30 protein-coding genes and 1 riboswitch are annotated in these 22,307 nt (G+C 75.8%); of the genes, 20 read left to right on the top strand and 10 right to left on the bottom strand.

The genetic code is table 11. From position 1 onward, the window contains the following. The first annotated feature begins 37 nt into the window (after nt 1-37). The 6 genes from ACI79A_RS00615 to ACI79A_RS00590 all read left to right on the top strand — a co-directional run bounded on the left by ACI79A_RS00615 (nt 38) and on the right by ACI79A_RS00590 (nt 3,312). Nucleotides 38-871, top strand: coding sequence for a hypothetical protein (locus ACI79A_RS00615; RefSeq protein ID WP_457078823.1), 834 nt, complete (start codon nt 38-40; stop codon nt 869-871). 18 nt (nt 872-889) lie between these two features. Next, nucleotides 890-1,570, top strand: coding sequence for an LmeA family phospholipid-binding protein (locus ACI79A_RS00610; protein WP_457078821.1), 681 nt, complete (start codon nt 890-892; stop codon nt 1,568-1,570). 46 nt (nt 1,571-1,616) lie between these two features. Beyond that, the gene (locus tag ACI79A_RS00605; protein ID WP_457078818.1) at nt 1,617-1,955 is read left to right on the top strand and encodes a thioredoxin family protein; all 339 of its coding nucleotides are present in this window, start codon (nt 1,617-1,619) and stop codon (nt 1,953-1,955) included. Beyond that, entirely contained in the window at nt 1,936-2,049 is a 114-nt protein-coding gene (locus tag ACI79A_RS00600) for a putative leader peptide (RefSeq protein ID WP_457078816.1), read from the top strand. Before ACI79A_RS00605 ends, ACI79A_RS00600 begins: the two co-directional genes overlap by 20 nt. 134 nt (nt 2,050-2,183) lie before the next feature. Further along, the gene (locus tag ACI79A_RS00595; RefSeq protein WP_457078814.1) at nt 2,184-3,017 is read left to right on the top strand and encodes a sulfurtransferase; all 834 of its coding nucleotides are present in this window, start codon (nt 2,184-2,186) and stop codon (nt 3,015-3,017) included. A 1-nt stretch (nt 3,018) separates the two neighbouring features. Continuing rightward, nucleotides 3,019-3,312, top strand: a complete 294-nt coding sequence (locus tag ACI79A_RS00590; protein WP_457078812.1) for a DUF1416 domain-containing protein — start codon at nt 3,019-3,021, stop codon at nt 3,310-3,312. A gap of 103 nt (nt 3,313-3,415) precedes the next feature. Here the strand turns inward: ACI79A_RS00590 and ACI79A_RS00585 are convergent, their stop codons facing one another. Next, nucleotides 3,416-4,102: a TetR/AcrR family transcriptional regulator gene (locus tag ACI79A_RS00585; RefSeq protein ID WP_457078810.1), complete on the bottom strand. Its 687-nt coding sequence runs from the start codon at nt 4,100-4,102 to the stop codon at nt 3,416-3,418. Nucleotides 4,103-4,229: 127 nt separating this feature from the next. Here ACI79A_RS00585 and ACI79A_RS00580 point away from each other — a divergent pair, with 127 nt between their 5' ends. The 3 genes from ACI79A_RS00580 (at nt 4,230) to ACI79A_RS00570 (ending at nt 7,596) form a co-directional block, all read left to right on the top strand. Then, a complete protein-coding gene (locus tag ACI79A_RS00580; protein ID WP_457078808.1) occupies nt 4,230-5,198 on the top strand; it encodes an NAD-dependent epimerase/dehydratase family protein in 969 nt (322 codons plus the stop codon). A 119-nt stretch (nt 5,199-5,317) separates the two neighbouring features. Next, nucleotides 5,318-5,890, top strand: a complete 573-nt coding sequence (locus ACI79A_RS00575; protein WP_457078806.1) for an FABP family protein — start codon at nt 5,318-5,320, stop codon at nt 5,888-5,890. A 2-nt stretch (nt 5,891-5,892) separates the two neighbouring features. Next, nucleotides 5,893-7,596, top strand: coding sequence for a DUF885 domain-containing protein (locus ACI79A_RS00570; RefSeq protein WP_457078804.1), 1,704 nt, complete (start codon nt 5,893-5,895; stop codon nt 7,594-7,596). Nucleotides 7,597-7,660: 64 nt separating this feature from the next. Here the strand turns inward: ACI79A_RS00570 and ACI79A_RS00565 are convergent, their stop codons facing one another. From ACI79A_RS00565 to ACI79A_RS00555, 3 genes are all read right to left on the bottom strand, one after another. Further along, complete coding sequence (locus ACI79A_RS00565; protein WP_457078802.1) at nt 7,661-8,386, bottom strand: hypothetical protein; 726 nt, start codon at nt 8,384-8,386, stop codon at nt 7,661-7,663. 339 nt (nt 8,387-8,725) lie between these two features. After that, nucleotides 8,726-10,123 (bottom strand): Na+/H+ antiporter NhaA, encoded by a 1,398-nt coding sequence (nhaA, locus tag ACI79A_RS00560; protein ID WP_457078800.1) that lies wholly within the window; start codon nt 10,121-10,123, stop codon nt 8,726-8,728. A gap of 109 nt (nt 10,124-10,232) precedes the next feature. Then, on the bottom strand, nt 10,233-11,078 hold the full coding sequence (locus tag ACI79A_RS00555; protein ID WP_457078798.1) for an aminotransferase class IV: 846 nt from the start codon (nt 11,076-11,078) through the stop codon (nt 10,233-10,235). Nucleotides 11,079-11,116: 38 nt separating this feature from the next. Between ACI79A_RS00555 and ACI79A_RS00550 the strand changes: the two genes are divergently transcribed. The 8 genes from ACI79A_RS00550 to ACI79A_RS00515 all read left to right on the top strand — a co-directional run bounded on the left by ACI79A_RS00550 (nt 11,117) and on the right by ACI79A_RS00515 (nt 17,071). Continuing rightward, on the top strand, nt 11,117-11,596 hold the full coding sequence (locus tag ACI79A_RS00550) for a Fur family transcriptional regulator (protein ID WP_457078796.1): 480 nt from the start codon (nt 11,117-11,119) through the stop codon (nt 11,594-11,596). Next, nucleotides 11,593-12,717: a CAF17-like 4Fe-4S cluster assembly/insertion protein YgfZ gene (gene ygfZ, locus ACI79A_RS00545; protein ID WP_457078794.1), complete on the top strand. Its 1,125-nt coding sequence runs from the start codon at nt 11,593-11,595 to the stop codon at nt 12,715-12,717. Before ACI79A_RS00550 ends, ygfZ begins: the two co-directional genes overlap by 4 nt. Then, nucleotides 12,714-13,592 carry a 3-keto-5-aminohexanoate cleavage protein gene (locus ACI79A_RS00540; RefSeq protein WP_457078792.1) on the top strand — a complete coding sequence of 293 codons (879 nt, stop codon included), beginning with the start codon at nt 12,714-12,716 and terminating at the stop codon, nt 13,590-13,592. Before ygfZ ends, ACI79A_RS00540 begins: the two co-directional genes overlap by 4 nt. Beyond that, a complete protein-coding gene (locus ACI79A_RS00535; RefSeq protein ID WP_457078789.1) occupies nt 13,589-14,152 on the top strand; it encodes an RsiG family protein in 564 nt (187 codons plus the stop codon). The genes ACI79A_RS00540 and ACI79A_RS00535 overlap by 4 nt, the downstream gene beginning before the upstream one ends. After that, nucleotides 14,149-15,117 carry an asparaginase gene (locus ACI79A_RS00530; protein ID WP_457078787.1) on the top strand — a complete coding sequence of 323 codons (969 nt, stop codon included), beginning with the start codon at nt 14,149-14,151 and terminating at the stop codon, nt 15,115-15,117. Before ACI79A_RS00535 ends, ACI79A_RS00530 begins: the two co-directional genes overlap by 4 nt. Nucleotides 15,118-15,273: 156 nt before the next feature. Then, entirely contained in the window at nt 15,274-15,780 is a 507-nt protein-coding gene (locus tag ACI79A_RS00525) for a helix-turn-helix domain-containing protein (RefSeq protein WP_457078785.1), read from the top strand. Then, nucleotides 15,777-16,631: a hypothetical protein gene (locus ACI79A_RS00520; protein WP_457078783.1), complete on the top strand. Its 855-nt coding sequence runs from the start codon at nt 15,777-15,779 to the stop codon at nt 16,629-16,631. The genes ACI79A_RS00525 and ACI79A_RS00520 overlap by 4 nt, the downstream gene beginning before the upstream one ends. A gap of 149 nt (nt 16,632-16,780) precedes the next feature. Beyond that, on the top strand, nt 16,781-17,071 hold the full coding sequence (locus tag ACI79A_RS00515; RefSeq protein ID WP_457078781.1) for a DUF2516 family protein: 291 nt from the start codon (nt 16,781-16,783) through the stop codon (nt 17,069-17,071). 9 nt (nt 17,072-17,080) lie between these two features. On the opposite strand, the gene ACI79A_RS00510 is transcribed toward ACI79A_RS00515, so the two are convergent. Genes ACI79A_RS00510 through ACI79A_RS00500 form a run of 3 tightly spaced genes read right to left on the bottom strand, consistent with a single transcriptional unit; the run spans nt 17,081 to nt 19,061 of the window. Beyond that, on the bottom strand, nt 17,081-17,284 hold the full coding sequence (locus ACI79A_RS00510; protein ID WP_457078779.1) for a PspC domain-containing protein: 204 nt from the start codon (nt 17,282-17,284) through the stop codon (nt 17,081-17,083). 59 nt (nt 17,285-17,343) lie between these two features. Then, nucleotides 17,344-18,219, bottom strand: coding sequence for a spermidine synthase (locus ACI79A_RS00505; RefSeq protein WP_457078777.1), 876 nt, complete (start codon nt 18,217-18,219; stop codon nt 17,344-17,346). Next, the gene (locus ACI79A_RS00500) at nt 18,216-19,061 is read right to left on the bottom strand and encodes a class I SAM-dependent methyltransferase (RefSeq protein ID WP_457078775.1); all 846 of its coding nucleotides are present in this window, start codon (nt 19,059-19,061) and stop codon (nt 18,216-18,218) included. Before ACI79A_RS00500 ends, ACI79A_RS00505 begins: the two co-directional genes overlap by 4 nt. Before the next feature lie 40 nt (nt 19,062-19,101). Here ACI79A_RS00500 and ACI79A_RS00495 point away from each other — a divergent pair, with 40 nt between their 5' ends. Next, nucleotides 19,102-20,130 carry a UDP-N-acetylmuramate dehydrogenase gene (locus tag ACI79A_RS00495; protein ID WP_457078773.1) on the top strand — a complete coding sequence of 343 codons (1,029 nt, stop codon included), beginning with the start codon at nt 19,102-19,104 and terminating at the stop codon, nt 20,128-20,130. Further along, nucleotides 20,127-20,411, top strand: coding sequence for a hypothetical protein (locus ACI79A_RS00490; RefSeq protein WP_457078771.1), 285 nt, complete (start codon nt 20,127-20,129; stop codon nt 20,409-20,411). Before ACI79A_RS00495 ends, ACI79A_RS00490 begins: the two co-directional genes overlap by 4 nt. Nucleotides 20,412-20,419: 8 nt before the next feature. Here ACI79A_RS00490 and ACI79A_RS00485 read toward each other — a convergent pair whose 3' ends face one another. Then, nucleotides 20,420-20,611, bottom strand: a complete 192-nt coding sequence (locus ACI79A_RS00485) for a hypothetical protein (RefSeq protein ID WP_457078769.1) — start codon at nt 20,609-20,611, stop codon at nt 20,420-20,422. A 103-nt stretch (nt 20,612-20,714) separates the two neighbouring features. Continuing rightward, a riboswitch (guanidine-III (ykkC-III) riboswitch) is annotated at nt 20,715-20,780 on the top strand. Between the two features lie 10 nt (nt 20,781-20,790). Here ACI79A_RS00485 and ACI79A_RS00480 point away from each other — a divergent pair. After that, on the top strand, nt 20,791-21,105 hold the full coding sequence (locus ACI79A_RS00480; protein ID WP_457078767.1) for a DMT family transporter: 315 nt from the start codon (nt 20,791-20,793) through the stop codon (nt 21,103-21,105). 87 nt (nt 21,106-21,192) lie between these two features. Here the strand turns inward: ACI79A_RS00480 and ACI79A_RS00475 are convergent, their stop codons facing one another. Both ACI79A_RS00475 and ACI79A_RS00470 read right to left on the bottom strand, forming a co-directional pair. Further along, a complete protein-coding gene (locus tag ACI79A_RS00475) occupies nt 21,193-21,315 on the bottom strand; it encodes a hypothetical protein (protein ID WP_457078764.1) in 123 nt (40 codons plus the stop codon). Between the two features lie 203 nt (nt 21,316-21,518). After that, nucleotides 21,519-22,304, bottom strand: coding sequence for an SDR family oxidoreductase (locus tag ACI79A_RS00470; protein WP_457078762.1), 786 nt, complete (start codon nt 22,302-22,304; stop codon nt 21,519-21,521). Nucleotides 22,305-22,307 lie beyond the last annotated feature (3 nt).

Genomic DNA, 22,307 nt, shown 5'->3' with positions numbered 1-22,307 from the left:
CCCCGACGGCGACGGGGGTCTCTGGGACGATCAGCGGGTGACCTCCGCCGCGCCCGACACCCTGCCGTCGTCGCAGCTGTCGTCGCGCCGCCACCACCTCCCGGCCGCCCTCGCCGTGGTCGTGGCGGCCGCACTGCTGGCCGGGCTGCCGGAGCTGCTGGGCACGCCCGGCCGGGTGGCGGCCGTCGCCGTGCTGCAGGTGGCCCTGGTCGCCGGCTGGGTGGTGGCCACCGGCATCCGCGGGGCGGTCGGGTCGGTGCTGCTGGGGGTGCTCGCCGCCGCCGGCGCCGACGTCGCGCTGCTGCTGCCCGAGCGCCCCGAGCTGGACGGGCTGCTGGTCGTGCTCGGGCTGGGCTTCCTGGCCGCCGTCGTCCACCAGATGACCCGCCCCGCGCCGCGGCTGTACCTGGTGGCCTCGCTGGCCGGGGTGCTGCTCCTGCTGTGCTCGGTGTGCGCCCTCGCGGTGCAGCTGGGGGTCGCGCGGATCGACGACGGCCCGACGGCGGCGACCACCGGGGCGATCGTGGTGGGCACGGCGCTCGTGGTCGGCCACCTGGTCGACCTGCTGCTGCCCCGCCCGGTGCTGGCTCCCGGGGTGCCCCGCGGCCTGGTCGGCCTGGTGCTGGCCGTGCTGGCCGGCGTCGCCGTCGCCCTGCTGGCCGGCGGTGGGGGGCCGCTGGTGGAGCAGCTCTGGTCCGCGATGTACGGGGCGACGCTGGCCGGGGTGGCCACGCTGACCGCGGTGGGCGCCTCCTACGTCGTGGTCGAGCGCGGGGAGCCGAGCTGGGCGCTCCCGGTCGTGCAGGCGCTGCTCCCCTTCGCCGCCGCGGCGCCGTTCGCGTACGCGCTCACCCTCTACGCGACGGGCTGAGCGGCGGTGCGGACGCTCGTGGTGCTGCTCCTCCTGCTGGCCGGACTGCTCGTCGTCGCCGACCGGGTGGGGGTGGCCGTGGCCGAGGACCAGGTGGCCGGCCAGCTCGTCGAGCGGGGCGGGCTCGCGGGTGAGCCGGAGGTGGACATCGCCGGGTTCCCGTTCCTGACCCAGGCGGTCGCCGGCCGCTACGAGGAGGTGCGCATCCAGGCCACCGCCGAGGAGCTGGGGCAGCCGGCCGGCACCTCGGCCGACGTGGTGCTGCGCGGCGTCGAGGTGCCGCTGTCCGACGTCTTCTCCGGATCGGTGCAGGAGATCCCGGTGGAGCGGGTCGACGGGACGGCGACGCTGTCCTACGCGCTGCTGAGCCAACAGCTGGGTGGGGACACCACGCTGCGCCCCGCCGGGGGTGACAGGCTGGAGATCACCAGCACCCTGGACGTGCTCGGGGTCGAGTTCCCGGTCAGCGCGACCGGCACGGTCTCCCTCGACGGTCAGGAACTGGTGGTCGACGTCGCGGAGGCGTCGGCCGTCGGCATCGACGTCCCCGGCTCCTTCGTCGACCGGGCTGCCGACCTGCTCGACTTCCGCTACACCGTGCCCGAGCTGCCCTTCGGGCTGCAGCTCACCGGTGTGGACCCGCAGGACGACGGCGTCCGGGCCCGGGTCGAGGCGACCGACACCGTGCTGCGCGGCTGACCAGCACGGCGGAATGCGCCCGTGGTGGGCGGGCGTTCCCCCCGAGGTGACCGGTCCCGCGCAGTCGCTCGCCGTGCTGGCGGCGCTCGGCGCCCGCCCGGCGGAGGCCGACCTCACCGTCGTGCAGTTCTCCACCGCCTTCTGCGGGTCGTGCCGCGCCACGCGTGCGCGGCTGCGGCAGCTGGAGAGCACCCGGCCGGGGCTGCGGCACCTGCACGTCGACGCCGAGAGCCACCTGGACGCGGTGCGCGCGCTGGAGGTCCGGGTGACCCCGACGCTCATCGCGCTGGACCGGTCCGGGGCGGTGGTCGCACGGCTCTCCGGGGCGCCGCGCCCGCAGGAGCTGACCGCCCTGGTCGACGCCCATGTCCCACCTGCCCGGTGATCCGTTACCCTCGGCAGTCGTGGGCACCCTGCTGACCTCGCGACGCACAGTCGACCTGTGCCGCGTCGGCAGCTGCCTCTGTCCGGCCTGCTGAGGAACCACGCCTCCCCTCCGGCCCCGCCGTCCCCTCCCGCCCGAGCCCGTGTGCCGGCGGTCGACTGGGTACCGGCCCCGCGAACGCACCGCAGATCGCGCACCATCCACCTATCCGATGGAGGAACCGCACCCATGAGCCGTAGCGACGTGCTCGTCACCGCCGACTGGGCCCAGGAGCACCTGGGTGACCCCGGCATCGTCTTCGTCGAGGTCGACGAGGACACCAGCGCCTACGACAAGGGCCACCTCGAGGGCGCTGTCAAGCTGGACTGGAAGACCGACCTGCAGGACGCCGAGTCCCGCGACTTCGTCGACCGCGAGGGCTTCAGCGCCCTGATGTCGGCCAAGGGCATCAGCAACGACGACACCGTGGTGCTGTACGGCGGCAACAACAACTGGTTCGCCGCCTACGCCTACTGGTACTTCAAGGTCTACGGGCACCGTGACGTCAAGCTGATCGACGGTGGCCGCAAGAAGTGGGAGCTGGACAGCCGCCCGCTGTCCACCGACGCCGTCGAGCGCCCGGCCACCCAGTACCAGGCCGCCGAGCCCGACACCTCGATCCGCGCGTTCCGCGACGAGGTCGTGGCCGCGATCGGCGCGCAGAACCTGGTCGACGTCCGCTCGCCCGACGAGTTCTCCGGCAAGCTCACCGCCCCGGCGCACCTGCCGCAGGAGGGTGCCCAGCGTCCCGGCCACGTCCCCAGCGCGATCAACGTGCCGTGGAGCAAGGCCGCCAACGAGGACGGCACCTTCAAGAGCGACGACGAGCTGCGCAAGCTCTATGAGGACGCCGGGCTGGACAGCGGCAAGGACACCATCGCCTACTGCCGCATCGGCGAGCGCTCGAGCCACACCTGGTTCGTGCTGCGGGAGCTGCTGGGCCAGGAGAACGTCAAGAACTACGACGGTTCCTGGACCGAGTACGGCTCGCTGGTCGGCGTCCCGATCGCGAAGGGCGCCTGACATGTGCGGCGCCCCGAAGCAGGGCGGTGCCCTGGCCGGGATCGACCTGACCACCCAGACGGTGATCCAGGGTTCGGTCTGGCACGACGGCTCCCCGGTGGCCGGCGCCTACGTGCGCCTGCTCGACGCCACGGGCGAGTTCACCGCCGAGGTGGTGACCAGCCCCGAGGGTGAGTTCCGGTTCTTCGCGGCGCCGGGTACGTGGACCCTGCGCACGCTGGCTCCGGTGGGCCGCGCCGAGCGCACGGTCGACGCCGAGGTCGGGCTGAACGAGACCACCCTCGCCATTTCCTGACGGCGGGCCCCGCGCGGGGCCGGTCAGCGCCCGTCCCGGCTCCGGCCGGGGCGGGCGCTGTCGCGTTCCCGCCCGGGTCGACCCGCTGGGGTGGGCGGCGGACTCAGGTGTCCCGGATGCCGACGAGCCCGGCGAGGTCGCGCATCCCGTCGTCGAAGAACGCGTCGGCGTCGGCCACCGAGCCGACGAAGTGGCCGAACAGCTCGAAGCTGATCATGCCGAACAGGCCGCTCCACGCGCGCAGTCCACGCGCGCGCACGGTGTCGTCGATCGCCGGGTGCTCCCCGCCCAGCACCGGGGTGACGTCGGCGCTGACCGTGCCGGTCGGCCGGCCGGTCGCCGGGGCCAGCGACCCGGCGCGGGCGGCGTCGCCCAGCACCCCGCCCAGTACGGCACCCACCCGGGCGGCCGCCGGGACGGTGTCCCGCGGCGCCCGGTAGCCGGGCACGGGGGAGCCGTAGAGCAGGGCGTACTCGTGCGGGTGGTCCCGGGCCCAGCGGCGCACGGCCCGGCAGATCCCGAGCCACCGGGTCATCGGCGGCGCCGTCGGGTCGTCCGCCTGCTCGGCTGCCTCCCCGAGGGCGTCGTAGCCGTCGATGATCAGCCGGGTGAGCAGGTCGTCGCGGCTGGGGAAGTACCGGTAGACCGCCGAGGACACCATGCCCAGCTCCCGGGCGACGGCGCGCAGCGACAGGCCGGCGGCGCCCACGGTGGCCAGCTGGGCGCGGGCCAGTGCGGTGATCTCCTCGGTCAGCTCGGCGCGGGCGCGCTCACGGGCGGTCGGGGGCACGGGTCGATCGTGCCACTGGGAGAGCATCGATCACAACCGAGAGCGGCGCTCTTGACAGGATCCGACGAAGGGGTCATCGTCGGCATCGACGAGAGCACCGCTCTCGCACGAGCTCCCTGGAGGGGACATGGCGCGACACGTGGTGGTCGGCAAGGGCCCGGTCGGTTCGGCGACGGCCCGGCTGCTGGCCGAGCAGGGGCACGAGGTGGTCGTGCTCTCCCGCAGCGGCGGCACCAGCACCGATGCCGTCCGGCACGCGGCCGTCGATGCGGCCGATGCCGAGGCGCTGGTGCGCGCCGTCGGCCGGGCCGACGTGCTCTACAACGCGGTCAACCCGCCCAGCTACACGACCTGGGCCCGGGACTGGCCGCCGGTGGCCGCCGCGCTGCTGACCGCCGCCGAGCGCTCCGGTGCCGGGCTGGTGATCATGGGCAACCTCTACGGGTACGGCCGCCCGTCCGGCCCGATGACGCCGCAGACCCCGCTGGCCGCCACGGACGTGAAGGGCCAGCTGCGGGCCCGGATGTGGACCGACGCGCTCGCCGCGCAGCAGGCCGGGCGGGTGCGGGTCACCGAGGCCCGGGCGTCGGACTTCGTCGGGCCCGGCGTCCCTGCCGCCCAGTCGCACCTGATCCGCCAGCTGGACACCCTGCGCCGCGGCCGGCGGGCGTGGGTGATCGGGAACCCCGACGTCCCGCGCAGCTGGACCAACGTTCCCGACGCCGCGGCCACCCTGGTCGCGCTGGGCAGCGATGACCGGTCCTGGGGCCGCGCGTGGCACGTGCCCAGCTCCGCGCCCCTCTCCCAGCGGCGGGCGCTGACCGACCTGGCCCGGGCCATGGGTGCACCGCCGGCCAAGGTCACCGGAACCCCCTGGCCGGTGCTGCGCGCCGCGGGGCTCGCCGTCCCGCTGATGCGGGAGATCGTGGCGATCCGGCACCAGTGGGACCAGGAGTTCGTGCTGGACGCGTCCGAGACGACGGCGACCTTCGGGCTGACCGCGACGCCCTGGGACGACGTCGTCCGGACGACGGTGCAGAGCTGGTCGGCGGCCCAGGACGGGGCCGCGGGAGCCGGCATGGGAGCGCGCGGATAGCGTGGCCCCATGGGTCTGTTCTCCGCCTGGTTCCTGGTGGCGTGCACCGCGCTGACCGCCGTCGGCTGCGCGGCGTCCGCGTGGCGGCTGACGCGCCGCGCACGTCCGGAGCGCGCCCGATGACCGCGCCCACGCCGCCGGGACTGCCCCCGCAGCCGGCCAGCGGCCCGACCGAGCTCCCGGTGCCCGACACCGTCGACGTCCGCGAGGGCCCGGAGGTCGCCCACGAGCTGCTGTCCCTGCTCCCGCTGCTGGGCGAGTGGCACGGCGAGGGGCAGGCCGCCGGGTCCGGCGGCGACCACCGCTTCGGGCAGTGGGTGCGCTTCGCCCACGACGGCCGGGGGTTCCTCTTCTACGAGTCGCGCACCTGGCGGCTGAGCGACGACGGCGAGGTCGTCGGCGCCGACCAGCGGGAGACCGGCTTCTGGCGCCCGCGCGGCGAGGACGAGGTGGAGGTGCTCGTCGCCTCCCCGGCCGGCCTGGTCGAGATCTACGCCGGCACGGCCCGGACGACGACGAGCTGGGAGCTGGTCAGCGACGTGCTGGCCCGCACCCCCGACCACCCCGACACCAGCCGCGCCACCCGGCTCTACGGGATCGTCGACGGCGCGCTGATGTACGCCATCGACCGGGCTGCCGGCGACCAGCCGCTGCGGCCGACCATGTCCGCCCGCCTGGAGAGGATCCGCTGACCGTGCCCAGCCCCGCGCCCCGCACCCCGCGGCAGGTCGCCGACGCCTACGTCGAGGCGATCTCCGACCTCGACCCGCTCGTGGCCACCGCCTTGGGCACCCGGCCCGGTGACGACCGGCTGCCGGACACCAGCCCCGCCGGTGCCGAGGCGGAGGCGGAGCTGGTCCGCCGCACGCTCACCGAGCTCGACCGGGTGCTGGCCGAGGACCCGGCGCTGGCCGAGGACCCGGTCGAGCGGCGGTGTGCCCGGCTGCTGCGGGAGCGGCTGACCGCCGCCCTGGATTTGCACGAGGCCGGCGAGCACCTCCGTTCGGTGTCCAACCTGTTCTCCCCGGTGCACTCCATCCGGCAGGTCTTCTCGCTGATGCCGACCGCGAGCACCGAGGACTGGGCGGTGCTGGCGCGGCGGCTGGCCCGGGTGCCGGAGGCCTACCGCGGCTACCGCGCGTCCTTGTCCGCGGGTGCGGCCCGCGGGCTGTTCGCCGCGCCGCGTCAGGTGCAGACCGTCGTCGGCCAGCTCGACGAGTGGCTGACCGGCCCGTACTTCGCCGGCCTGGTGGCCGCGGGCCCCGACGAGCTGCGCGCTGAGCTGGACGCCGCCGCGCAGGCCGCCGACGCCGCCGTCGCCGAGGTCCGGGACTTCCTCCGCGACGAGTACGCCCCGCAGACCGAGGGGACGCCGGACGCCGTGGGCCGCGAGCGGTACGCCCGCTTCGCCCGGTCCTGGAACGGGAGCGACCTCGGCGCGAACGGTGGCCTCGAGGAGGCCTACGCCTGGGGCTGGGCCGAGCACCAGCGGATCCTCGCCGAGCAGCGCACGCTGGCCGAGCTGGTCCTGCCGGGCAGCACGCCGATGGAGGCGATGCGCTGGCTCAACGAGCACGGCGAGGCGGTCGAGGGCGTCGAGGCCATCCGGCAGCGGCTGCAGACCATGATGGACGAGGCGATGGACGCGCTCGACGGGGTGCACTTCGACATCGCCGAGCCGGTGCGCCGGGTCGAGGCGATGATCGCGCCCCCGGGCAGCGCCGCCGCGCCCTACTACACCCGCCCCACGCAGGACTTCTCCCGGCCCGGCCGCACCTGGCTGCCCACCTTGGGGAAGGACCGCTTCCCGCTGTGGGACCTGGTCTCCACCTGGTACCACGAGGGCGTTCCCGGCCACCACCTGCAGCTGGCCCAGTGGGCCTACGTCTCGGGCGAGCTGTCGACCTACCAGACCTCGCTGGGCATGGTGAGCGCGAACGCGGAGGGCTGGGCGCTCTACGCCGAGCGGCTGATGGACGAGCTGGGCTTCCTGAGCGACACCGGCGCGCGGCTGGGCTACCTGGACGCGCAGCAGATGCGCGCCGTCCGCGTGGTCATCGACATCGGCATGCACCTGGAGCTGCCCATCCCCGAGGACGTCACGGGCTCGATCGCCGGGCACGGCGGGGAGCCGTGGACGCCGGAGCTGGCCCGCGCCTTCTTCGGCGACTTCTGCGGCCGCGCCCCGGAGTTCCTGGACAGCGAGCTGGTGCGCTACCTCGGCATGCCCGGGCAGGCGATCAGCTACAAGCTGGGGGAGCGGGCCTGGCTCGCCGGCCGGGCGGCCGCCCAGCAGGCCCGCGGCGCCGGCTTCGACCTCAAGGCCTGGCACATGGCCGCGCTCTCCCAGGGCAGCCTGGGCCTCGACGACCTCGAAGCCGAGCTCGCCCAGCTCTAGCTGTTCCGGCCCCCTCCCAGGGGCCCGCCGCGAGCGTGCGAGCGGTGAGGGCGAGGGGGTCCTTCTAATCGGGGGCGTCGGCGGGGACGGGGTTGACCTCGTCGGCGTCCCAGGTGGTGCGGTCGGTGGCGGCGGCCGGTGCGGTCTCCAACTCCGGGAGTTCGAGCAGCTCGGCGATGCAGGCCGTGCTGCCTCCGACGTAGGTGGTCACCAGGTCGATGTCGGTGGCCACGCACCAGGCCCGGTCGGCCGGCCACCACAGGTTGGCGCTCTGCTCGTAGGGCTCGGCGGCGAAGTTCTCCGCGGCCAGCGACACGGGTCCGTTGACCAGCCAGTACTCCCGGTCGGCGAGGGTCAGGGTCGGGTGGTCGGTGATCACCGCGCCGCCCAGCGCGACGCCGAACCAGCAGACGTCGGGGGTGCGGGTGTACCGGCTGAGCACCTCGACCAGGCGCTCGGCGACCGGTACGGGCAGGTGCCCGCGGGCGGGGGCGCCGTGCCACAGCGGGGCCTGGTCGTCGTTCTCGAAGTAGTCCATGGCCCCGGTGACCGAGCCCCACTGCATCAGCGGGTGGGCGGCGGTGCCGTTGGCGGCGGCGACGGAGGACCAGGGGACCTCGACGTCGTCGTCCCCGGCGTAGCGGACGGCGGGGTGGAAGACCCGGGCCAGCGCCGGGAAGCCGGCGGGCACGAGCGCGGCCACGGTCTCCGGGCGGGCGCTCCGGGCGGCCTCGGCAAGCCACAGGCCCGCGGTGGTGTCCAGCGCGACCGCGCGCCCGGCGAACTGCACGGCGTCGAGTCTCCCCAGGGAACGGACAACCCCCGGGCTGCTCCGCGGCGCTGGACCCGCCGGAGCGGGGAGCTGCACACGGGCCGACTGGACAACGGTCGGCGGCCCGGGGGTCGGGTGACTGTCCGGTTCTCGCTCGCCGCCGTACGACGGACGGGCGGGATTGCCGTCGTTCAGTTCCTGCCGGTCTTCGACAGTGCCTGAACGGGCGGCCCATCTGGACGGCGGCTAGCGGACAGCCACCTCACGAGTCCTGAACGTATGCAACTTTCGGACCACCTCCTCTCTCGTGTACCTGAGACGGTACGACCGGTTCCGGAGGTCGGCAACGACATTTGTTCAGCTGTCGGCGGACGGGCCGACCGTGCGCCCGGGCGGAGGGGTGTCCTCCCAGTCCGGGTCGTGCATGGCCTTGTCGTCGACGGTGCGGATCGTGCGCCCGTCCTCGGTCTGGTAGACGTCGGGCACGCCGTCCTGGTTGCGGTCGGCCACCTCGATCGCGGCGATCCGGCGGTACCGGCGGTCGCGCGACTTCAGCAGGATCGAGGCCAGCAGGGCCGCCGTCAGGGTGCCGACGAGGACGCCGACCTTCACGTGCTCGTCGCGCAGCGAGCCCTCGCCGTACGCGAGCGCGCCGATGAGCAGCGAGACGGTGAACCCGATCCCGGCGAGCATGGCCAGCCCGATGACGTCGGGCCAGCCCAGCGACTCGTCGAGCTCGGCGCGGGTGAACCGGGAGACCAGCCAGGTGGCGCCGGTGATGCCGACCGTCTTGCCGGCCACCAGGCCGACCACGATGCCGATGGCGACCGGGTCGGACAGCGACTCGACCAGGCCGGACAGGCCGCCGATCGTGACGCCGGCGGCGAAGAAGGCGAACACCGGGACGGCGAAGCCGGCGGAGATGGGGCGGATGCGGTGCTCGAAGTGCTCGGCCAGACCCGGCCCGGCCTCCGGCCCACCGCCCGCCGCGCTGCGCACCACGGGCACGGTGAAGGCCAGCAGCACCCCGGCGACCGTGGCGTGCACCCCGGACTCGTGCACGAGCACCCAGGTGATCACGGCGAGGGGGATGAGCAGCCACCAGGACCGGATGCGCTTCTGCACCAGGAACCCGAAGACGGCCAGCGGGATCAGCGCCAGCAGCAGCGGGGTGATCGCCAGGCTGGACGTGTAGAACACCGCGATCACGGTGATGGCCAGCAGGTCGTCGACGACCGCCAGGGTCAGCAGGAAGGTGCGGAGTGCGGTCGGCAGGTGGGTGCTGATGACGGCCAGGACGGCGAGGGCGAAGGCGATGTCGGTCGCCGTGGGGATGGCCCAGCCGCCCAGCGCGCCGTCGCCGGTGCGCAGGTTCACCAGCACGAAGAACAGTGCGGGGACGACCATGCCGCCGACCGCCGCGGCGACCGGGAGGGCCGCGCGCCGGGGGTCGCGCAGGTCACCGGCGACGAACTCGCGCTTGAGCTCCAGCCCGACCACGAAGAAGAAGATCGCCAGCAGCCCGTCGGCCGCCCAGGTGCCGAGGGTGAGGTCGAGGTGCAGCGACTCCGGCCCCACCCGGGTGTCGCGCAGCGACTCGTAGGCCTCCGACCACGGCGAGTTCGCCCAGACCAGGGCGATCACGGTGCCCACCAGCAGCAGCGCCCCGCCGATGGTCTCCTTGCGGAGGATCGCGGCGATCCGCGTCGCCTCCGGGTAGGACCCGCGGCTGAACAGGCGGGTGGGGTTGCTCACGTGGCGGCTCCGTTGTGCGGGGTCGGGAAGGAAGTTGCCGACCAGACTTCCCGGCGCACCCTTTGACCACACTACCGGGGACGCGGATCACTCCGGCCGGGGTCGTGGCTCAGCGGGCCAGCAGCTCGCGCACCCGGGTGGTCAGCCCGCGGTCCCCCCGCGCCACCCCGTCGACCCGGACGACGGCCGTGGCGCCGCGGATCCCGGACAGCAGCCAGACCGCGTCGGCGGTGTGCAGGTCCGCGACCGTCCCGCGGGTGACCGCGGTGGGCCAGCCGTCGGCCTCCGCGGCGGCGAACAGCCGCGCCTGGGTGGTGCCGGCGAGGATGCCGGTCTCGGCGGGTGGGGTGTGCAGCCGCCCGCCGGCGGCCCAGACGACGGTCGACGTCGGCCCCTCCAGCAGCTGCCCCTCCACCGAGGTGAAGACGACGTCGTCGGCGCCGCGCCGGTGGGCCTCGCGCAGCGCGGCCATGTTGACGGCGTAGGAGAGGGTCTTCGCCCCGCCCAGCAGCCACGGGGAGCCCGCCCGGACGTCGGCGGAAAGGCCCAGGGTGAGGGTCACCACCGCCACCCCCTGCTCCCGCTGGCGCAGCGTCTCCGCAGGCACCGGGGCCAGCAGGGCGAGCAGCGTGGGCGGGGTGCCGTCGCCGAGCCCGCGGGTGAGGAACACCCGGCAGGCGCCGTCGACCTCGGCCGGCCAGCCCGCGACGAGCGCGCCGACGACCGCGCGCACCGCGTCGTCGCCGGGGTGCGAGAGCTCCATCAACGCGGCCGAACGGCGCAGCCGGGAGAGGTGCCCGGCCAGCTGCGGGGTCGCCCCGCCGGTCACCAGCACCGACTCGAAGCAGCCGTCGCCCCGCCCCAGACCGAGGTCCAGCGCGGTCACCACCGGCTGGGTGGGGTCGACCACCCGGGCTCCGCCGTCCTGCCAGACCGCCACGCGCGTGCTCGTCACGGCTCCACCCTGCCGTACGGCGGTCCTAGGCTGGCGGCGTGTCCGAGGAGCTGAGTCCGTCCGGGGAGCCCGGCACCGCGCCGCTGGCCGAGCAGCTGCGGGCCCGGGGACTGCGGCTGACCACCCAGCGCCAGCGGGTGCTCGCCGCCGTCACCGCGCTCTCGCACGGCACTCCGGAGGACATCAGCTCGCGCTTGCGGGCCGAGGCCGGCCCGGACGGCGCCGCCCCGGACACCTCCACGGTCTACCGGACCCTCGAGCTGCTCGAGCAGCTCGGCCTGGTGTGGCACACCCACCTGGGCAAGGGCGCCCCGATCTACCACGCGGGCCAGCAGCACCGGCACGTGCACGTGGTCTGCCAGGCCTGCGGTGAGATCAGCTCGGTCGACCCGACGGTGCTCGACGGCGCCGCGGAACGTCTGGGGGCCGAGCTCGGTTTCACGCTGGACGTGGGCCACGTGGCGCTGTCGGGCACCTGCCGGGCCTGCGCCGACACGATCCGGACGGAGCACTCATGACCACCCCCTCCCCGTTGCTGTCCCGGCCGGGCGCCGTCGCGCTCGCCCTCCCCGACGGCGGTACCGGCACGGTCGCCGCGCACTACGGCGAGCCGCTGCCCGAGCAGCGCCGTCTGGCCGAGGGTGCCGGGCTGGTCGACCGCAGCGACCGGGACGTGCTGACCGTGACCGGCGCGGACCGGCTGTCCTGGCTGCACGACCTCAGCTCCCAGCACCTGCGGGAGCTCGCCGACGGCACCGGCACCGAGGCGCTGTTCCTGGGGCCCAACGGGCACGTGGAGCACCACGTCGTCCTCGCCGAGCTGGCCGGCAGCACCTGGGCCGACGCCGAGCCCGGCGCGGGTGCCGCGCTGGCCGAGTGGCTGCAGAAGATGCGGTTCATGCTCCGCGTGGAGCCGGCGCTGGTCACCGACGCCTGGGCGCTGCTGAGCCTGGCCGGGCCGCGGGCCGACGAGGTGCTGACCGCGGCCGGCTGGCCCGTCCCGGCCGCCGAGCACGCCGTCGTCCCGCTGCCCGGCGGCGGCTGGGCCCGCCGGTCGCCCGCGATCGGCGACGGGAGCGCCGCGGTCGTCGACCTGCTCGTGCCGCGCGCCGAGCTGGCCGCCCGCGCCGGCGAGCTGTTCGCCGCCGGCGCCGTGCCGGCGGGGCTGGACGCGTTCGAGGCGCTGCGCGTGGAGGCCCGCCGCCCGCGCGCCGGCGTCGACACCGACCACCGCACCATCCCCAACGAGCTGCCCTGGCTGCGCACCGCCGTCCACCTGGACAAGGGCTGCTACCGCGGCCAGGAGACGGTCGCCCGGGTGCACAACCTGGGCCGCCCGCCGCGGCGGCTGGTGCTGCTGCACCTGGACGGCATGAGCGAGGCGCTCCCCGCCCCCGGCACGCCGGTCACCTCCGGCAGCCGCGACGTCGGCCGGGTCGGCACCGTGGTGCGCCACCACGAGCTCGGGGTGATCGCCCTCGCCCTGGTCAAGCAGTCCGTGGCCCCGGACGCGGCGCTGCACGTCGGCGACGCCGTCGCCGGTATCGACCCCGACGACGGGCCGCAGGAGGTCGACGCCGACGTGGCTGCGGCCCGGAACCGGGTCCGGGCCGTGCGGTCTGCGACGATGCGGGCGTGAGCACTGCCGGCGGCGTCGAGGGGACTCTGATCACCCTCGCCCCCACCGGGGCGGAGTCGGCCAAGGCCGACGTGCCGGCGCTGCCGGTCACCGTCGAGGAGGTCGTCGCCACGGCCCGCGACTGCCAGGCGCTCGGCGCCGCCGTCCTGCACCTGCACGTCCGGGACGTCGACACCCGTCCCACGCTCGACCTGCCGCGGGTGCGTGAGGTGGTCGCCGCGGTGCGGGAGGCCACGGACCTGGTGGTGCAGCTGTCCACCGGCGGGGCGGTCACCGACCCGGCCGAGGCGCGCCTGGCCGTCCTGGACGCCGGGCCGGACGCCGCATCGCTGTCGCTGGGCACGGTGAACTTCGGCCGGGACGTGTTCCTCAACCCCTGGGACCTGATCGTCGAGCTGCACACCCGGATGCAGGAGCGCGGCATCGTCCCCGAGTACGAGGTGTTCGACCTCGGCCACCTGGCCACCCTGGCGCGCCTGCTCGACCGGCACGGCCCGCCGCACGGTGGGCACGTGCACGTCGACCTGGTCATGGGCGTGCCCGGCGGCATGCCCGGGACGACGGCGGCGCTGGCCGCCTGCCTGCCCGCGCTCCCGCCCGGTGCGACGTTCGCCGCCACCGGCGTGGGGCGCACCTCGCTGCCGGTGATGCTGGCCGCGCTGTCGGCCGGCGGGCACCTGCGCGTCGGCATGGAGGACACCCTCACCTACGCACCGGGCGAGCCGGTGCGCGACAACGCCCAGCTGGTGGCGCGTGCGGCCGGGCTCGCCCGGATCGCCCAGCGTCCGCCGCTGTCCCCGGTGCAGGCCCGGCAGCTGCTGGGCATCGGCGCCACTGACCCCGTCCAGCACACCCCCGTGGAGGTCGCCCCGTGACCAGCCCGACCGCTGCCGGCGGCGCCGCCGTCGACGCGCTGCTCGACCCGTCCTTCCTGGACGGGGTGGAGCAGCTGCCGATGAGCGAGGTCCGCGCACTGCGCCAGCAGGCCGAGCAGGCCGAGGTCAACCTCTCCTACACGCGCCGCCTGCTGCAGGGCCGGCTGGACATCGTCCGCCGGGAGCTGCAGCGCCGCGCCGAGCACGACGGCCGCTCGCTGGTCGACCTGCTGCCGGAGATCCTCGCCGAGAAGGGCCGGGGCCCCGCGCACGGCCTGGGTCGCCACCAGACCGTGCAGCCCACCGACCCCGGGCAGCACGAGCACTGGGTGAACGGCCTGGCTCCCGGGGTCGACCTCTCCGACGTCCCGGCGCTGCCCGACGACCAGCTCGAGCGCGCCGCGCGGGCGCTGGGCGAGGGCGAGCGCAGCCTGTCGGAGCGCCGGCGCGGGGTGCAGCAGGTGATGGACGCCCTGGCCGGGGAGCTCGGCCGGCGCTACCGGGACGGCCTGGCCGACGTCGCCCAGCTGCTCGCCGACGAGTCGCGGCACCGCCCATGACGACGGGCTGGCCGGGCTCGCCGGTGCTGGTCGAGGTGTGGCGCTCGGGGTTCCTGGAGTCGGTGCACCGCGGTTCGCTCGTCGTGCTGGACGCCGCGGGCGCCCCGCTGCTCGAGGTGGGCGACGTCCGCCGTCCGGTGCTGCCGCGCTCGGCGAACAAGCCGGTGCAGGCCACGGCGCTGCTGGACGCCGGCTGGCGCCCCCGGGACGACCGGGAGCTGGCCCTCGGCGCGGCCTCGCACAGCGGCGAGGACGGGCACCGCGAGCTCGCCGCCCAGCTGCTGGCCGGAGCCGGGCTGGAGCCCGGCGACCTGGGTTGCCCGCCCGCGCTGCCGCAGCACGAGGGCACCCGGGCGCAGTGGCTGGTGGCGGGGCGGGCGCCCGACCGGCTGGCGATGAACTGCTCGGGCAAGCACGCCGCGATGCTGTCGGCCTGCGTGGCCGCGGGCTGGCCGACCGAGGGCTACCTCGCCCAGGAGCACCCGCTGCAGCAGGCGATCGAGGCGCGGCTGGGAGCGGCGGCCGGGGAGCCGGTCAGCGCTGTCGTCGTCGACGGCTGCGGCGCGCCCCAGCACGCCCTGTCGCTGACCGGGCTGGCCCGCGGGGTGCTCTCGCTGGTGCAGGCCGACCCGGGCAGCCCCGGCCGGCTGGTCGCCGACGCGATGCGTGCCCACCCCTGGCTGGTGGCCGGCACCGGACGGGACGACACCGAGCTCATGCAGGGCGTGCCCGAGCTGCTGGTGAAGGGGGGCGCCGACGGGGTGCACGTCGCCGCCCTGCCCGGCGCCGGTGCCGTGGCGCTCAAGCTGGACGACGGCGGCGACCGCGGGCGGCTGCCCGCGCTGACCGCGGGGCTGCTGCGCCTGGGCGTGCCGGCCGAGGTGCTGTCCCGCTGGCAGCTCACGCCGGTGAGCGGTGGCGAGGGCGTGGTCGGCGAGGTGCGGGCGGCGGCGTCGCTCGCCTGATTCGGGGCGGGTGCCGACCCGGAGGGTGGAGCCGCCTGGTCGACCGTCGGGCCGGGCCACGACGCGGCGGCACGGTCGGTGCGGTGGGTCGACCCGCGCGGACCGGGTGCTAGCGGCGCGCTTGCAAGAGCTAGCACTGCTGGTTACGGTGGAACGGTGCCCCGTCCCACGGAGTTCGTCCGCGAGCAGGTGAGCGCTGTCCGCGAGACGGTCACCTCGGCCGCGGCGGAGGCCGGCCACGTGCCGGGGAACGTGGGGTCCCACGTGGGCGAGTTCATCCGTACGCAGCGCAGCGCCGCCCAGGTGTCGCTGCGCGAACTGGCCCGCGCCGCGGGGGTGAGCAACCCCTACCTGTCCCAGGTCGAGCGCGGGCTGCGCAAGCCGTCGGCGGAGATCCTGGCCCAGATCGCCCGGGGCCTGAAGATCTCCGCGGAGACCCTCTACGAGCAGGCCGGCTTCCTCGACCGCCGGTCGGGCACCGCCGGCACCGTCGCGGCGATCCGCGCCGATCCGGCGCTCTCCGAACGGCACAGGGCCGTTCTCCTGGAGCTCTACGAGACCTACGCCCGGGAGCACGCCCGCGAGCAGGCGGAGACCGCCCCGGTGCCCCACCCGCCCGCCCCCCAGCCACCCACCCAGTCACCCCAGGAGGAGACGGCATGAGCCGCACCGACACCCTGAAGCACTACGGCGAGACCCTCGTCGACACCGGCCGCACCGGCCTGCTGGCCGCACTCGGCGCCGGCGACGTCGCCGTCGACCGGGCCCGCACCGTCGTCGGCCAGTTCCGCTCGCGCACCGAGGCGCTGCCCGGCGAGGCCCAGGTGCAGGCCGACCTGGCCGGCAAGGAGGCCCGCACCCGGGCCGAGCAGGCCCGCGCCCGTGCCGCTCAGGCCGCCGCCGAGGCCCGCGTCCGCGCCGCGCAGGCCCGCGAGCAGGCTGCCGCGGCGGCCGAGCAGGCCCGCGTCGCCGCCGCCCAGGCCCGCACCGCGGCGGTCGACGCCGCCGCGACGGTGCGGCCGGACACCGTCATCGGCACGGTCACCGGGCTCGTCGAGACCGCCCGCACCCAGGCGCTGACCACGATCGGCGAGCTCGCCGATCGGGGTGCGACGCTGGTCGGCCCGACGTTCCAGCGGTTCGCCGGGCGGGCCGAGCAGGCCGTCGACACCGTGGAGGGCGCCGTCGCCGAGGCCGCCGGGACCGCGCAGGAGACGGTCGACGCCGCGTCGAACGAGGTGACCTCGGTCGCGCAGAAGTCCGCGGCCCGCGCCGACGACGCGCTCGACACCGTCGCCGCCGAGACCGCCGAGGCCGCCGAGACCACCAAGCGGCGGGTCCGCGCCGGCTCCGCGACGGCCACGGAGGAGACCGCCGGGAAGCCCGCGAAGAAGGCGACCGCGCGCAAGGCGCCCGCGAAGAAGGCGAGCGCCGAGCGCGGCACGGCGGTGGAGAGCACCACCCCCGTGCCGGACCCGCTCGCCGTCCCGGCCAAGAGCGACGACGCCGGCTGAGCACGCCGGCCCGGCAGCCCCACGCCGCCCCGGCGCCCGCGATCGACGCGGGCGCCGGGGCGGTGCCGTCTCACCCGGGAGGGGCAGGAGCCCGCCGGGGCGTGGGTCGACCCACCGGGAGCGCCTCCGGGACGCCTATCCTCTGCGGCATGGGCTTCGACGGGTTCGTCTACGAGCTGGTCCGTCTGGGCACGCTGGCGCTCGCGCTGTGGGCCTTCGTCGACGCGATCATCCGCCCGACGGCGGCCTTCGTGGCGGCCGGCAAGCTGACCAAGCCCGGCTGGATGGCGATCACCGGCATCTCCGCGCTGGCGCTCTGGTGGATGGGCCCGCTGAGCCTCTTCGGGCTGCCCGCGGTGATCGCGGCCGTCGTCTACCTGGTCGACGTGCGCCCCGCGGTGCGCGGGCTGCGGCGGGGCGGCAACGACACCAGCTGGTGAACCGGCGGGTCAGTACCCGCGGTCGGACGGCATGACGACCCACAGCGCCAGGTAGGCGATGAACTGCGGGCCCGGCAGCACGCAGCTGATGACGAACGCCAGCCGCAGGCCGTTGCGGGACAGGCCGAACCGCCGGGCCAGGCCGGCGCACACCCCCGCGATCACCTTGTGGCGGGAGTCGCGGGTCAGGCGGCGGGATGCAGGAGCTGTCATGCACCGACCCTAGGGGCCCCGGCACGACCTGTGCAGCCCCTCGTCCCCGGCTGGACGCCTCAGCCGAAGACGCCGGCCGGTGGCTGCGGCGACGGCTGCGCGTCGGCGTCGGTGACCGGCGCCTGCTGCCCGACGAAGGTCCGCAGCAGGTCACCGGTGACCAGCCGGGCGGGCATCGGGTCGGCCAGGCACCGGCGGGTCAGCTCGGCCACCGGCAGCTCGCCGTCGGAGGCGACGGCGACCAGGTTGCCGAACCGGCGGCCCTTGAACGTGCTCGGCTCGGCGACCAGGGCCAGGTGCCCGAACACCGCGGCCAGCGTCGCGGCCTCGGTCCGGGCGAAGCGCAGCGGCGGGCCGTCGGAGACGTTCCACGCCGTCGTGCCGCCCGGGCGGAGCACCCGGGCGACGTCGGTGGCGAACTCCACCGTGGTCAGGTGCGCCGGGGTGCGGGCGCCGGCGAAGACGTCGACCAGCACCAGGTCGGCGCTGGCGTCCGGCAGCGCGGCCAGCCCGGCCCGCGCGTCGATCGCCCGCACCCGGACCCGCGCGCCCCGGGGCAGCGGCAGCCGGGCGCGGACCAGGTCGGTGAGCCGCTCGTCGAGCTCCATCACCCGCTGCGCGGAACCGGGCCGGGTCGCGGCCACGTACCGGGCCAGGGTCAGCGCCCCACCGCCCAGGTGGACGACGTCCAGCGGCTCGCCCGCGGGCGCGACCAGGTCGACGACGTGCCCCATCCGGCGGACGTACTCGAACTCCAGGTGGGTGGGGTCGCCGAGGTCGACGTGCGACTGCGGCACACCGTCCAGGTGCAGCTCCCACGCGCCGTCCCGGTCGGCGTCGGCCAGCAGCTCGGCCGTCCCGCCGCCGACCTCCACCGGCCCGGGCAGGGCGGTGAGGGTGGGGCGGTCGTCCCGGGAGCGTCCCCGCCGGCTCACGTGGGCGCGACGGCGGACCAGCGGACGGTCACCTCGCCGTGCCTCCAGCGGCGGGTCGGCGCGACCAGCGGCCAGCCCTGCTCGGCCAGGGCCTCCACCGCCGCGGCCCAGCGCTGGCGCGGGCCGAAGGCGGACAGCCCGGCGGCCGAGGCCCAGGCGGCGTCGAAGGCGGTGAGGAAGGCCTGCACCGGCTGGCCGGGCACGTTGTGGTGGATCAGCGCCTTGGGCAGCCGCTCGGCCAGGTCCGACGGGCGCTCGAGCTCGGCGACCCGGGCGGCCAGGGTGAGGGTCAGCGGGCCGTCCTCGTCCAGCGCCACCCAGGTCGCCCGCCGTCCCCACTCGTCGCAGGTGCCCTCGACCAGCAGCCCGCCGGGGGCCAACGCGGCGCGCATGGTGTCCCAGGCGCGGGCGGCGGACTCCTCGTCGTACTGGCGCAGCACGTTGAACGCGCGCACCAGCACCGGCTGCAGCCCGGCCAGCTCGAACCCGCCCACCCGGAAGTCGACCCGCGGTGGGTCGCGGTGCTCGGCGACCGCGGCCACCCGCTCCGGGTCGATCTCCAGGCCGACCACCTCCAGGCCGGGCACCTCCGGGGCCAGCCGTTCGGCCAGCTCCAGGGTGGTCACCGCCGAGGCGCCGTAGCCCAGGTCGACGACCAGCGGGCGGGCGGCGTCCCGCAACCGCGCGACCTGGGTGGCGACCAGCCAGCGGTCGACCCGGCGCAGCCGGTTGGCGTTGGTGGTGCCGCGGGTCGGCAGGCCGAGGGCCCGGGCGCGGCCGGCGGCCAGCCGGGGCGCCTTCCGGACGGGCGGCAGCGACGCACGCTGGGTGTGGTCGCTCACGGTGGACGAGGTTAGCCGCGGGGCGCACTACGGTGGTCGGGTGCAGGTACGCCGCGACGCCCGCTTCGCGGAGCTGACCACCCTCGGGGTCGGTGGCCCGATCGACCGCCTGGTCGAGGTCACCACGAGGGAGGAGCTGGTCGCCGCCGTCCGGGACGCCGACGACGCCGGCCGCCCGCTGCTGGTGCTCGGCGGGGGCTCCAACCTGATCGGCCCGGACGCCGGCTGGCCCGGTGACGTGGTGCTGGTCCGCACCCGCGGCGTCGCCCGCCGCGACGCCGGTGAGCAGGTGGAGCTCGAGGTCGAGGCGGGCGAGCCGTGGGACGACCTGGTCGCCGCCACCGTGGCGCAGGAGCTGGCCGGGCTGGAGGCGCTGTCGGGCATCCCCGGCTCGACCGGCGCGACCCCGGTGCAGAACGTCGGCGCCTACGGCCAGGAGGTGGCCGCGCTGATCACCTCGGTGCGCACCTGGGACCGCGCCGCCCGCGCCGAGCGGGTGTTCGGTCCCGAGGAGTGCGGCTTCGCCTACCGGGACAGCCGGTTCAAGGCCCAGCCCGGTGCCCACGTCGTGCTCGCGGTGACCTTCGCGCTGCGGCCCTCGGCGCACTCGGGCGCGGTGAGCTACGCGGAGCTGGCGCGCACCCTCGGCGTCGAGCTGGGGGAGACCGCGCCGCTGACCGCCGTGCGCGAGGCGGTGCTCGGCTTGCGCCGCGGCAAGGGCATGGTCTGGGACCCGGCCGACCCCGACACCCGCAGCGCCGGGTCGTTCTTCACCAACCCGATCGTGCCGGTGGCCGCCGCGGTGCCGGGCTGCCCGAGCTGGCCGGCCGGGATCGGCGCCGACGGCGCGGAGCAGGTCAAGCTGTCGGCGGCCTGGCTGGTGCAGTCGGCCGGCTTCGGCAAGGGCACCCGGGACGGGCGGGTCGGTACCTCGCCGCGGCACAGCCTCGCGCTGACCACCGAGCCCGGCGCCACCTCCGCGGAGCTGATGGCCTTCGCCGGGCGGGTCGTCGACGCGGTGCGCGACCGGTTCGGCGTGACGCTGGTGCCCGAGCCGGTGCGCCCGTGAGCGTGCGCCCGGACGACGCCCGGCGGCTCGGGGGGCTGTACGAGACGCTGCGCGCGCCCGCGGTGCCGGCCGGGGGCGGCCCCGGGGCGATGCAGGCGTGGCTGGCCCGGGTCGAGGCCGACGGCGCGCTGGCCGGGCTGATCTCCCGGCTGCTGAACGGTGGTGACCTGCTCCGCGCCGACGTCGAGGCAGCCCAGGCGCTGACCGCCTCGGCCGGCACCTCCGCCGACCAGGCCCAGGTGGCCGCCGCCTACGAGCTGCTGCGCGACCACAGCGCCTGACCGTCGGCTCACTCGAGCAGGAGGGCGAGCCCCACTGCGAGTGCGGTCAGCACGGCGAGGGTGACGGCCAGCCACAGCAGCATGCGCAGCGCGCGCTGCCGGCCCCGGGGGTTGGTGACCCAGCCACCGGTCAGCTCGCCCAGCTTCCCGACCGTGCCGGCCGGGGAGTACTGGTTCGTCTCACGACCGTCTCCGTGCATGCCGCGAGGGTGCCCTCGGTGACGCCGTGCGTCGACCCCTCCCGCGGGAACCCGTCTGACCGCCGTCCTGGTGGCTGCGTCGGCGGGTCCGTGCGAACGTGGGAGTGAGCCCGCAGCGGAGCTCCCGGACGAGCGGCGCCGTACCCGGACAGCGACAAGACGGCGTTCCGGGAGTGGTCATGGCCTGGCTCGTCCTCGTCGTATCCGGCGCGCTGGAGGCCGTCTGGGCCACCGCCCTCGACCGCTCGCACGGCTTCTCCCGCCTCGTGCCGAGCGTCGTCTTCGCCGTCGCCCTGGCCGGGAGCATGGGCGGCTTGGCGTTCGCCATGCGCACCCTGCCGCTGGGCACGGCCTACGCGGTGTGGGTGGGCATCGGCGCCGTGCTGACCGCGGGCTGGGCGATGCTCACCGGCGCCGAGCCGGTCTCGGTGGTCCGGGTGCTGCTGCTGGCCGGCATCGTCGGCTGCGTCGTCGGGCTCAAGCTCGTGCACTGAGCCGGCGCGCACGTCACCGAGTCCCCAGAGCAGCAGGACCGTGACGCCCCACCAGCCTGCCGGCGGCCACCGCACCCCAGCGCCCGCTCACGGGAGCAGCCGGGTCAGCGTGACCTGCTCCTCGGCGTACCCGAGCCGGGCGTAGAGCGCGCGGACCGCGGGATGGTCGGCGGGCTCCGCGGGCCGAACGGTGACCTGCTCGGACGACATGCCCCAGCCTCCCGGACGGACCCGCATCGAAGCGCACTCCGACCACTCCCGGCTGCCCGCGCCCGAAGGTGCTCGGTGGGGGCTTGTGCTTTGCTCACCCCTGGTGAGCAGAGCACAAGCGCCCAGGACCCCGGTCCCCCGCCCGGATCCGCGGCGCCCCGACCCACGGGAGGGCCGGACCGGCCGAATCGCCCCGGCGGCGATCACTCCGGGTCGCGGGCGACCTTGTGCTGGGCGGCCTGGGCGCGGGGCCGGACGACGAGCAGGTCGACGTTCACGTGGTGCGGGCGGGTGACCGCCCAGGCGATCACGTCGGCGACGTCCTCGGCCACCAGTGGCTGGCGCACCCCCCGGTACACGGCGTCGGCCTTCTCCTGGCTGCCGGTGCGGTTGAGCGAGAACTCCTCCGTCCTCACCATCCCCGGGGCGATCTCGATCACCCGCACCGGGTCGTGCACCAGCTCCAGGCGCAGCGTCTCGGCCAGCGTGTGCACGCCGTGCTTGGCGGCGGTGTAGCTGGCGCCGCCCTCGTAGCTGACCAGCCCGGCGGTGGAGCCGACGAACACCAGGTCGCCGGCGCCGGACGCCTGCAGCGCCGGCAGCAGCGCCTTGGTCAGCCGCACCGGCCCCAGCACGTTGACGTCGTAGGTGCGCTCCCAGGAGCCCAGGTCGGCCTCGGCCACCGGGTTGGCGTCGAACGCGCCACCGGCGTTGTTCACCAGCACGTCGACCCGGTCCAGCGAGGCCGCCAGCGCCGTGACCGACGCGGGGTCGGTCACGTCCAGCTGCGCGGCGCGGCCACCGATCCGGGCGGCCAGCTCGGTCAGCCGGTCCAGCCGGCGCGCGGCCAGCACGACGTCGAACCCCTCGGCCGCCAGCCGCTCCGCGGTCGCGGCGCCGATCCCGCTGGAGGCGCCGGTGACGACGGCGACCCGGCCGGAGCCGGGGAAGGGCACTCGTGCGGGGGAGGGCGCAGCAGGGCTGGACATGTG

The organism is Modestobacter sp. SYSU DS0657 (genome assembly GCF_054050925.1).
This window is presented reverse-complemented; position numbering and strand designations above follow the sequence as displayed.